The 9,702-nt window shown below is 65.2% G+C and carries 9 protein-coding genes; 5 read left to right on the top strand and 4 right to left on the bottom strand.

What is annotated here, in order from left to right; genetic code table 11:
- Window positions 1-30 precede the first annotated feature (30 nt).
- From ACEQXV_RS11850 to ACEQXV_RS11840, 3 genes are all read right to left on the bottom strand, one after another.
- On the bottom strand, window positions 31-855 hold the full coding sequence (locus ACEQXV_RS11850; protein WP_370269310.1) for an arginyltransferase: 825 nt from the start codon (window positions 853-855) through the stop codon (window positions 31-33).
- Between the two features lie 105 nt (window positions 856-960).
- Entirely contained in the window at window positions 961-1,395 is a 435-nt protein-coding gene (locus ACEQXV_RS11845; RefSeq protein ID WP_370251567.1) for an RDD family protein, read from the bottom strand.
- A 94-nt stretch (window positions 1,396-1,489) separates the two neighbouring features.
- Window positions 1,490-1,918, bottom strand: a complete 429-nt coding sequence (locus ACEQXV_RS11840) for a DUF2852 domain-containing protein (RefSeq protein ID WP_370251569.1) — start codon at window positions 1,916-1,918, stop codon at window positions 1,490-1,492.
- 156 nt (window positions 1,919-2,074) lie between these two features.
- Between ACEQXV_RS11840 and ACEQXV_RS11835 the strand changes: the two genes are divergently transcribed.
- Window positions 2,075-2,779, top strand: a complete 705-nt coding sequence (locus ACEQXV_RS11835) for a hypothetical protein (RefSeq protein WP_370251571.1) — start codon at window positions 2,075-2,077, stop codon at window positions 2,777-2,779.
- A gap of 5 nt (window positions 2,780-2,784) precedes the next feature.
- Here ACEQXV_RS11835 and mnmA read toward each other — a convergent pair whose 3' ends face one another.
- Complete coding sequence (mnmA, locus tag ACEQXV_RS11830) at window positions 2,785-3,927, bottom strand: tRNA 2-thiouridine(34) synthase MnmA (protein WP_370269308.1); 1,143 nt, start codon at window positions 3,925-3,927, stop codon at window positions 2,785-2,787.
- Between the two features lie 122 nt (window positions 3,928-4,049).
- Here mnmA and ACEQXV_RS11825 point away from each other — a divergent pair, with 122 nt between their 5' ends.
- The 4 genes from ACEQXV_RS11825 to recG all read left to right on the top strand — a co-directional run bounded on the left by ACEQXV_RS11825 (window position 4,050) and on the right by recG (window position 9,581).
- On the top strand, window positions 4,050-4,325 hold the full coding sequence (locus ACEQXV_RS11825; RefSeq protein WP_370251575.1) for a DUF1153 domain-containing protein: 276 nt from the start codon (window positions 4,050-4,052) through the stop codon (window positions 4,323-4,325).
- A 115-nt stretch (window positions 4,326-4,440) separates the two neighbouring features.
- A complete protein-coding gene (ctrA, locus tag ACEQXV_RS11820) occupies window positions 4,441-5,154 on the top strand; it encodes a response regulator transcription factor CtrA (RefSeq protein WP_370269306.1) in 714 nt (237 codons plus the stop codon).
- A 76-nt stretch (window positions 5,155-5,230) separates the two neighbouring features.
- Window positions 5,231-7,489, top strand: coding sequence for an NAD-dependent DNA ligase LigA (gene ligA / locus ACEQXV_RS11815; protein WP_370269304.1), 2,259 nt, complete (start codon window positions 5,231-5,233; stop codon window positions 7,487-7,489).
- Window positions 7,482-9,581 carry an ATP-dependent DNA helicase RecG gene (gene recG, locus ACEQXV_RS11810; protein WP_370269303.1) on the top strand — a complete coding sequence of 700 codons (2,100 nt, stop codon included), beginning with the start codon at window positions 7,482-7,484 and terminating at the stop codon, window positions 9,579-9,581. The genes ligA and recG overlap by 8 nt, the downstream gene beginning before the upstream one ends.
- Window positions 9,582-9,702 lie beyond the last annotated feature (121 nt).

The following is a 9,702-nucleotide window of genomic DNA, read 5'->3' as shown; positions in this document are numbered from 1 at the left end:
GGGGCAGGTCGGCCCATGGGGCCGAGATGCTCAGCCCGAAACCGGGCGCGTGTCGGGAAGCGTCAGCCGCGCCACCTGTTCCGCGATCGGGTCGATCGACAGCGGGTGCGCCTCGCTTTCGTAGACGGCGGGGTTCTTCAGCACCTGCCACTTGCCGCCCAGGAATACCTCCAGCGCCGAGAACTTGGCCTTGTAGCCCATCTTGGCACTGCCGGGCACCCAGTAGCCGAGGTAGACATAGGGCAGCCCCGCCTCGCGCGCGATCTCGATATGATCGAGGATCACGTAACTGCCGAGCGAGCGCTTGGGCAGGTCGGGGCGGAAGAAGGAATAGACCATGCTGAGCCCGTCATCGAGTACATCGGTCAGGCAGACGGCCATCAGCTCGTTATCCGCCGCGCTGTCGCGATATTCGATCACCCGGCTGCGCACGGGCGTTTCCTCGATCATCGCGGCAAATTCGAACACGTCCATGTCAGCCATGCCGCCATCGGCGTGGCGGCTGTCGAGATAGCTGCGGAAGAGAGCGTATTGCTCCTCGGTTGCCCAGGGGCTGCGCGCCTCACGCACGAGGCCCTCATTGGCGCGCAAGGCGCGGCGCTGGCTTTTGGAGGGTGCGAAGTCGGCAACCCTGATCCGGGCTGACAGGCAGGCCGCGCAATCGGAGCAGGACGGACGGTAAAGCACGTTCTGCGACCGGCGAAATCCCTGCTTGGACAGCGAATCGTTCAGCTTTTCGGCATGCTCGCCTTGCAGGGCAGTAAACAGCTTCCGCTCGCGCTTGCCCTCTAGATATGGGCAAGTCTGCGGGGCCGTCACATAGAATTGCGGCGCAAGTGGTAGGCTGTGGCGCATATCGGCGGCGAAGGTTGGCTGTTTTTCCTGTCCAGTCAGACGAAAGCCTGCCCCAGCTTTCGCAGACGGGCAACCCATTTCGCCGGGGCACCCGCCTGTGCGCGCTCAGCGTGGGCGGTTGATCGCCGCCGTTCCCAGCAGGTGATCGGGCAGGCTCTGGTGGCGCTCGGTCAGCGCGATCAGCCCGACCGACAGCACCTGGGGCAGGAAGAAACTGGCCGATACGAGGTAGGCGCCCGTGTGCACCATTGCCTCGCCACCGTTCAGCCGCTGGCCATTGGCATTGCGCAGCTCGATATTCATCACCCGCATCCCGAGCGTGGCCGAGGCCCCCGCGATGGTGATCGAGCGGTAGAGAAAACTGGTGGCGATCCAGAAGAGCGGCCAGAGCCACCAGGCGATGGTGAGCGTCACCACGCCCAGGATCACCATGACCAGCAGGATGACCATGACGTCCACCACCCAGGCCACGAGGCGCTTGAGGGGGATGCCGTCATAAAAGATGGCCTGGCTATGCGGGTCGGGCAGGGCGGAGGTCATGATCTGTTTCTTCGCTGATCTTGGCTGGAAAGGAAAGGGGAAGGCCGCGCGGGGACAGGCGCGGCCTTCGGGGTAGAGCGCCTATGGGGGGACGTCAGGCCTCTACGGTTTCGGCATCGACGGCCTCTTCGCGGGCCTTGCGGGCGCGGTCGGCCATGAACTGGTCGAACTCGGCCTTGTCCTTGGCTTCGCGCAGACGGTTGAGGAAGCTTTCGAAGGCGTCCTGCTCGTCTTCCAGCCGGCGCAGCGTGTCGGCCTTGTAGGCGTCGAAGGCGCTGTTGCCAGAGCTGCGGAAGGAACGATGCGCGTGGCGGGACCGGGTGCGGCAGCCGGATTTGAACATGTTTTTGCTCCAGATCATGTAGAAGAGAAGGGCCAGACCGATGGGCCAGAAGAAGACGAAGCCAAGGACCATAGCGGCGATCCAGGCGCCTTTGCCCTTGTCATCGAGCCAGTCCTCGGCACGCGAAAACCAGCCTTTGGCGGTTTCGGCGACATCGGTCGGGGTGGCGGTTGCGGTCATGGTGTCCTCCGTCTCGGGGTTGAATGTAAATCCTCTTTACATGACCCAAGATGGGGGTCCTGAAGTCTGGTTCAAGGGGCAATGTGAAAACTTTTTACATCATCCTTCACGACAACGCGCATTGCCCCTCGGCCATGCTCGGCGCAGGGTGGGGCCATGATGGTGCGGTTCTTCATGGCGGGGATGATGGCCCTTGCCCTGGCTGGGGCAGGGCGGGCAGACCCGCCCGCGCCCGGGCTTGCGACCCTGACAGAGCTTTCTGGCGCGCCCTACCTGTCGCGGCCCGCCTTCCTGGACCGGCTGTCCGAGGCCTTGCCCCGCCTGATCCCCGGTCCGGCGACAACCCCCGCCCCGGCCGAAGGGGACCCATACTGGTGGGCCATAGAAGCGCGCTTCGGCGAGCCGATGGACGATGTGCGCGCGCCCGGTGGCGTGGTGCTCTGCGCGCGCTACGGGCGGCTGACGCAAGAGGCTATGGCGCAGCTTTCCAGCACCGAGCCGGGGGCATTCCAGTTATGGCAGCAGGCGGTGATCCTGTCCGACGATGCCGTGGCCTGGCCGGATGCGGCGGTGGCGCGGCTGGCCTGCTCGATCACCTGGGATGACGGGCGTCGGGTGGCGCCACTGGCCCCGGGCCCGGCCCGCGAGACGCTGCTGACCCTCTTTGATGCGGTCACGCTTGGCCCCGATCCGCGTGAGCGGCCCGGGCAAGTGCGGGTCTTCGGGCCCGGCGGCTACCGCATGGCGGCTGATGGCCGGGTGGAGGACACGGGCTTCCAGCTCGATCTGTTCGAGATCGAGCAACTGGCGACGCATCACCTGATCCTGTTTCGCAGCTACCTGATGGGGGGCGGGGTCTGAGCGGGTCAGTTGCCCCGCCAGATCCAGCCGCCGCCAAAGATGCGGCTGCCCTCGGGATCGTAGAACACGCAGGCCTGGCCGGGGCTGACACCCTCCTCGGGCACGACCAGTTCCACCTCGGCCTCGGTCTCCGAGATCGGGCGGATCACCGCCTCGCGCGGGGGGCGGGTGGAGCGGATCTTGACCGACAGGTGCCATTCCGGGCGCGAGGTGAAGGGCTCGTCACCCAGCCAGTTGATCTCGCGCACGGGAACCACGCGCTTGGACAGTGCCTCTTTCGGGCCGACCACCACCTGCCGCGTGTCGGGATCGAGCCGCACCACGTAGAGCGGCGTGTCCAGCCCCCCGATACCGAGCCCGCGGCGCTGGCCGATCGTGTAGTGGATCACGCCCTTGTGGCTGCCCAGAACAGTGCCGTCCATATCGACGATTTCGCCCGGATCGGCGGCGCCCGGACGCAGTTTCTCGATCACCGAGGCATAGTTGCCATCGGGCACGAAGCAGATGTCCTGGCTGTCGGGTTTATCAGCCACGGGCAATCCGTATTTCGCCGCCAATTTCCGCGTTTCATTTTTCGAAGGCAAATGACCGAGCGGAAAACGCAGGAAATCGAGCTGATCCTGCGTGGTGGAAAACAGGAAATAACTCTGATCGCGCGAGGCATCCGCCGCGCAATGCAATTCGGCGCCATTGGCCCCATCCATGCGCTGGATGTAATGGCCGGTGGCCATGCAATCGGCGTCGAGATCGCGGGCGGTTTCCAGCAGGTCCTTGAACTTCACCCGTTCGTTGCAGCGGATGCAGGGCACCGGCGTGGCACCCGCAAGGTAGCTTTCGGCGAACTCGTCGATCACCGCGTCCTTGAAGATGTTTTCGTAGTCCAGCACGTAATGGGGGAAGCCCATTTCCTCGGCCACCCGGCGCGCATCATGGATGTCACGGCCCGCGCAGCAGGCGCCTTTCTTGGCCAGGGCCGCCCCGTGATCGTAGAGCTGCAAGGTCACGCCGACCACGTCATAGCCCTGTTCTGCAAGCATTGCGGCAACGACCGAACTGTCCACCCCGCCCGACATCGCCACGACGACACGGGTCTGCGAGGGCGGCTTGGCAAAGCCGAGCGAATTCACGGGATGGGGGTCGAGGGGCATGGGGAACTCCGGGGGTTTCGGGCGCAATATAGGAAAAAGCCCCCCATCCTCAAGGGACCGGTTACCGCCTGTTAAACTCTTTGCGTCACTCTGGCCCCGATCCGACAGCCGAGAGGAGCGCCATGTATATCCGACGCGTCAAGGGCCCGCATTCCGTGACCCTGCCCGACGGCAGCCAACTGACGCGCTCCGACCTGCCCAGTCCCGCAACACGGCGTTGGGTTGCCAGCCGCAAAGCCACGGTCGCGCGGGCCGTGACATTCGGGCTGCTTGATAAAGAGGAAGCCTGCCGTATTTATCATTTGACGGACGAGGAATTGGACAGCTGGATTCGAGCTGTTTCTATGCACGGGGAAAAGGCGCTGAAGGCCACAGCCGTTCAGCAGTTCCGGGTCTAGGGCAATTCCGGTATTGAAAATCCTGCATTTTTGAAAGACTATCTAAAAAGATAACTTGAAATTAACAAAATGCCCTCAGTGTTGTAACCAGTTTGTGAGAATCGGAGAGTGCGTGATGCGTGTGCTGCTTGTGGAAGATGACCCTACGACGTCCAAAAGCATCGAGATGATGTTGAGCCATGCAAATCTCAACGTCTACTCAACGGACCTGGGGGAAGAGGGCGTCGATCTCGCCAAGCTCTACGATTACGACCTGATCCTTCTCGATCTCAACCTGCCGGACATGAACGGGCACGAGGTTCTGCGCCAGTTGCGCCTTGCCCGCGTCGACACGCCCATCCTGATCCTGTCGGGGTCCGATGATACCGAAAGCAAGATCAAGGGTTTCGGCTTCGGGGCCGATGACTACATGACCAAGCCCTTCCACCGCGATGAGCTGATCGCGCGTATTCACGCGATCATCCGCCGGTCCAAGGGGCATTCCCAATCCATCATCCGGACCGGTCGAATCAACGTCAATCTCGACGCCAAGACGGTGGACGTGGATGGGCGCTCGGTGCATCTGACGGGCAAGGAATACCAGATGCTGGAGCTTCTGAGCCTGCGCAAGGGCACGACGCTGACCAAGGAGATGTTCCTCAACCATCTCTATGGCGGCATGGATGAGCCCGAGCTCAAGATCATCGCCGTGTTCATCGGCAAGCGGCGCACGACACTCAGCGAAGCAACGGGCGGCGACAACCATATCGAAACGATCTGGGGCCGTGGCTATGTGCTGCGCGATCCGGTCGAACAGGCGCAGCCGCAGGGCTTTGCCGCCAGCGCCTGACACGCCGTCCCATCTGGACCTCCTCGTCGCGGCCTCCTATCAATTCGGGAGGCCGTGAATTTTTCGAGGGATGGAAATGGCAGCGCAACCGGCATCACCCGAGGAACGGGCCGAGTCGATGACCGAGGAGGAGGCGAGGCTTCGGCTGGCAGAGCTGGCCCGCGCCGTCGCGGCTGCGAACGAAGCCTATCACGGTCAGGACGCGCCGGAAATTTCCGATGCCGATTACGATGCTCTGAAGCGCGAGAACACGGCCCTGGAGGCCCGGTTTCCCCATCTCAAGCGTGTCGACAGCCCCTCCGACCTGGTCGGCGCCGCCCCGGCAGAGGGGTTTTCCAAGATCCGGCACGCGGTGCGGATGCTCTCGCTCGGCAACGCCTTCGAAGAGGGCGACGTGGCCGAATTCACGCGCTTCATCCGGAATTTCCTGGGGCTCGGGGCAGAGGCCCCGCTCGCCTTCACGGCCGAACCCAAGATCGACGGGCTCTCTCTGTCGCTGCGCTACGAACACGGCCACCTGGTGCAGGCCGCGACGCGGGGCGATGGCGAGACCGGCGAAAACGTGACCGCAAACGCCCGCACCATCACCGACATCCCGCAGACGCTGACGGGCGCGCCGGACATTCTCGAAGTGCGCGGCGAGGTCTATATGTCCCATGCCGATTTCGAGGCGTTGAACACGCGCCAGGCAGAGCGCGGCGGCAAGAGCTTTGCCAACCCGCGCAATGCCGCGGCTGGCTCTTTGCGCCAGCTTGATGCCGGCATCACCCGCGACCGGCCCCTGCGCTTCTTCGCCTATGCCTGGGGAGACCTGTCAGAGCCGTTGGCAGAGACCCAGATGGGGGCCATCGAGCGGCTTGCGGCGCTTGGCTTCCAGACCAATCCGCTGACGCGGCGCTGCGACAGCACCGAGGACATGCTGACCCATTACCGCCGCATCGAGCAGGACCGCGCCTCGCTTGGCTATGACATCGACGGGGTGGTCTACAAGCTCGACGACCTGGCGCTGCAAGCGCGGCTTGGCATGCGGGCGACGACGCCGAGATGGGCGATCGCCCACAAGTTCCCGGCCGAGCTGGCCTGGACACGGCTCGAAGCGATCGACATCCAGGTCGGGCGCACCGGTGCGCTCAGCCCCGTGGCGCGGCTGGCGCCGGTCACGGTGGGCGGCGTGGTTGTGTCGAACGCGACTCTGCACAACGAGGATTACATCGCCGGTCGCGATTCCAACGGCAAGCCGATCCGCGACGGCAAGGATATCCGCGTGGGCGATTGGGTGCAGGTCTATCGTGCGGGCGACGTGATTCCGAAAGTGGCCGATGTGGACCTGGGCAAGCGACCCGACGGGTCGCGCCCCTTTGCCTTCCCCACCACCTGCCCGGAATGCGGATCGGAGGCTTTGCGCGAAGAAGGCGATGCCGTGCGCCGCTGTTCGGGGGGGCTGATCTGCCCTGCGCAGGCGGTCGAGAAGCTCAAGCATTTCGTCAGCCGCGCCGCTTTCGACATCGAGGGGCTGGGGGCCAAGCAGGTCGAGCAGTTCCACAAGGATGGCTGGATCGCGGAACCGGCCGACATCTTCACCCTGTCCGATCGCTATGGCAGCGGCTTGCAGCAGCTGAAGAACCGCGAAGGCTGGGGCGAGAAATCGGCGTCCAACCTCTTTGCCGCGATCGCGGAAAAGCGGCGTATCGCGCTCCGGCGCTTGCTCTTTTCGCTCGGCATTCGCCACGTGGGCGAGGTGGCCGCAGCGGACCTCGCCCGCCATTTTGGCAGTTGGCAGGCCCTGGCCGATACGATCGACCGGGCGGGGCCTGCCGCGCAGGCCGCGCGCAAGGCCGACGAGGCCGTCACCGAAGAACGGGCTGCTGCCGCGGCCACGGGGCGCCGGGCGCAGATCAGCGCCGCGCGCGATGCCGCCTGGCAGGATGTGACGCCCGAGGCGCGCGCTGCCTGGGACGAGATCACCGGCATCGACGGTATCGGCGCGACCGTCGCACTGGAACTTGTGACCGCCTTTGGCCAGCCGCGCGAACGCGCCTCGATCGACAGGCTGGTGGCGCATCTGGATATCGAGCCCGAGGCCGCCCCCGATACCGCCGGCAGCCCTGTTGCGGGCAAGATCGTGGTCTTTACCGGCACGCTGGAAAAGATGACCCGGGCCGAGGCCAAGGCGCGGGCCGAGGCGCTTGGGGCCAAGGTATCGGGCTCGGTTTCAGCCAAGACCGATATCCTGGTCGCGGGGCCGGGGGCCGGGTCCAAGGCCAAGAAGGCCGCCGACCTGGGCGTGGAGACCATCGACGAGGACGCGTGGCTCGCGTTGATCGGCGATGGCTGAGGCGCGCGGCCGTCCCGAAATCCTCTTCCCGCTCTTCGCAGAGCTGGAGGGGCTGGACGGAATCGGCCCGAAGACGGCGAAGCATTACAAGGGGCTCGCGGTCGAAACCCCGAAGGACCTCTTGCTGACCTTGCCCGTTGGGGGCGTCGACCGCACCCGCCGCGCCTCGATCCGGGAAGCAGAGCTGCCCGGCATCGTCACCGTCGAGGTCGAGGTGGGGCCGCATCGCAAACCGGCCTCGCGCGGGCGGCCTTACCGGGTTCAGGTCACCGATGCGGCCACCAGCTTCGAGCTGGTCTTCTTCCACGCGCGTGGCGACTACCTTGCGCGCATCCTGCCCACGGGCAGCCGCAGGGTTGTGTCAGGCAAGGTCGAGCTTTTCGACGGTATGGCGCAGATGGTCCATCCCGATCACATCCTGCCGCCCGCCGAGGCCACCGATATCCCGGCCTATGAGCCCGTCTATCCGCTGACCGCGGGTGTCACGCAGAAGGGCATTGCCAAGGCCGTCGCCTCGGCCCTGCCACGCGCGCCTTACCTGGGGGAGTGGATCGACCTGGAATTGCTCAGGCAACGCAAGTGGCCCGCCTGGCCCGAGGCGCTGGAACAGGTGCACCGGCCCGAGGGGCCCGAGACCCTGGCGCGCAGCCACCCTGCGCGCGAACGCCTGGCCTATGATGAGCTTCTGGCCCATCAGCTGACGCTTGGCCTGGCGCGGCTCAAGGTCAAGCGCGCCAAGGGCCGGGTGACCGAGGGTTCGGGGGATCTGCGCGCCAAGGTTCTGAAATCGCTTCCCTATTCGCCCACGGGCGCGCAGGAGCGCGCGATGGCCGAGATCGCGGGCGACATGGCCGGCCCGCTGCGCATGAACCGGCTTTTGCAGGGCGACGTGGGCGCGGGCAAGACGCTGGTGGCGCTGATGGCGCTGCTGGTTGCGGTCGAAGCAGGCGGTCAGGGGGTGATGATGGCGCCGACCTCGATCCTGGCCGCGCAGCACCTGGAGGGGCTGAAGCCGTTGGCAGAGGCGGCAGGCGTGCGGCTCGACATCCTGACGGGGCGCGACAAGGGGGCCGAGCGGCGCGCCAAGCTGGAGGCGCTGAAATCGGGCGAGATCGGCATTCTGGTCGGCACTCATGCCGTCTTCCAGGATGATGTGGAATTCGCCGACCTGCGGCTTGCCATCGTCGACGAACAGCATCGCTTCGGCGTGCGCCAGAGGGTGAAGCTGGGCCAGAAGGGGGCGGCGGCCGACATCCTGGTGATGACCGCGACGCCCATTCCGCGCACGCTGAGCCTGGCCACCTATGGCGACATGGATATCTCGGTGCTGGATGAGAAGCCGCCGGGGCGCAAGCCGATCCGCACCGCGCTGGTCAGCACTGCGCGCATGGACGAGGTGGTCGATCACCTGCGCCAGGCGGTGGCCGAGGGGCAGCAGGCCTACTGGGTCTGCCCGCTGGTGGGCGAAAGCGAAGCAGTCGAGATGACGGCGGCCGAAGAGCGGTTCAAGCACCTGCGCGCCGCGCTTGGCGAGGGCATGGTGGGGCTGGTCCACGGGCAGTTGCCGCCCGCCGAAAAGGATGCCGCCATGGCCGATTTCGTCGCCGGGCGCAGCCGGGTGCTGGTTGCGACAACGGTGATCGAAGTCGGGGTGAACGTGCCCAATGCGACCATCATGGTGATCGAGCAGGCGGAGAATTTCGGGCTAGCGCAGCTCCATCAGTTGCGCGGCCGGGTGGGCCGGGGCGAGGGGGCATCGACCTGCCTTCTGCTTTACCGTGCGCCCCTGGGCGAAACCGCCGCGCGGCGGTTGCAGGTCCTGCGCGACACCGAGGACGGATTCCGCATTGCCGAGGAAGATCTCGCTATCCGTGGCGCGGGCGATCTTATCGGGACTGCCCAATCGGGCCTGCCACGGTTCCGCGTGGCGGACCTGGAGGGGCAGACGGCGCTGATGGACATCGCGCAGAAGGATGCCCGCGCGCTTCTGGAACGCGACCACGACCTGAGCAGCCCGCGCGGCCAGTCGGCGCGTGTTCTGCTGGGGCTGATGGAGCAGGACAAGGCCATCGGCCTGATCTCGGTTGGCTAACGAAAGTTAAGAACCGCTTAACTATCATTAATCATTGGGCCGGTTTTGTTCTCTAATTTTCGCATTTAGTTCTTGATTTTGGGGCGCGGATATGAGAACAAAGCGTTAACACCGCTTCTCG

The sequence above is a fragment of the Nioella sp. genome (assembly GCF_964229645.1).
In the GTDB taxonomy this organism is placed as follows: domain Bacteria; phylum Pseudomonadota; class Alphaproteobacteria; order Rhodobacterales; family Rhodobacteraceae; genus Nioella.
Note: the sequence above shows the minus strand (reverse complement) of the source record. Positions and strands in the feature narration are given on the sequence as shown.

Bases quoted from the DNA above. Each gene is read 5' to 3' on its own strand.
- ACEQXV_RS11850 (WP_370269310.1), bottom strand. From the start codon at position 855: ATGCGCCACAGCCTACCACTTGCGCCGCAATTCTATGTGACGGCCCCG.
- ACEQXV_RS11825 (WP_370251575.1), top strand. From the start codon at position 4,050: ATGTATATCCGACGCGTCAAGGGCCCGCATTCCGTGACCCTGCCCGAC.
- ACEQXV_RS11835 (WP_370251571.1), top strand. From the start codon at position 2,075: ATGATGGTGCGGTTCTTCATGGCGGGGATGATGGCCCTTGCCCTGGCT.
- ctrA (WP_370269306.1), top strand. From the start codon at position 4,441: ATGCGTGTGCTGCTTGTGGAAGATGACCCTACGACGTCCAAAAGCATC.
- ACEQXV_RS11840 (WP_370251569.1), bottom strand. From the start codon at position 1,918: ATGACCGCAACCGCCACCCCGACCGATGTCGCCGAAACCGCCAAAGGC.
- ligA (WP_370269304.1), top strand. From the start codon at position 5,231: ATGGCAGCGCAACCGGCATCACCCGAGGAACGGGCCGAGTCGATGACC.
- recG (WP_370269303.1), top strand. From the start codon at position 7,482: ATGGCTGAGGCGCGCGGCCGTCCCGAAATCCTCTTCCCGCTCTTCGCA.
- ACEQXV_RS11845 (WP_370251567.1), bottom strand. From the start codon at position 1,395: ATGACCTCCGCCCTGCCCGACCCGCATAGCCAGGCCATCTTTTATGAC.
- mnmA (WP_370269308.1), bottom strand. From the start codon at position 3,927: ATGCCCCTCGACCCCCATCCCGTGAATTCGCTCGGCTTTGCCAAGCCG.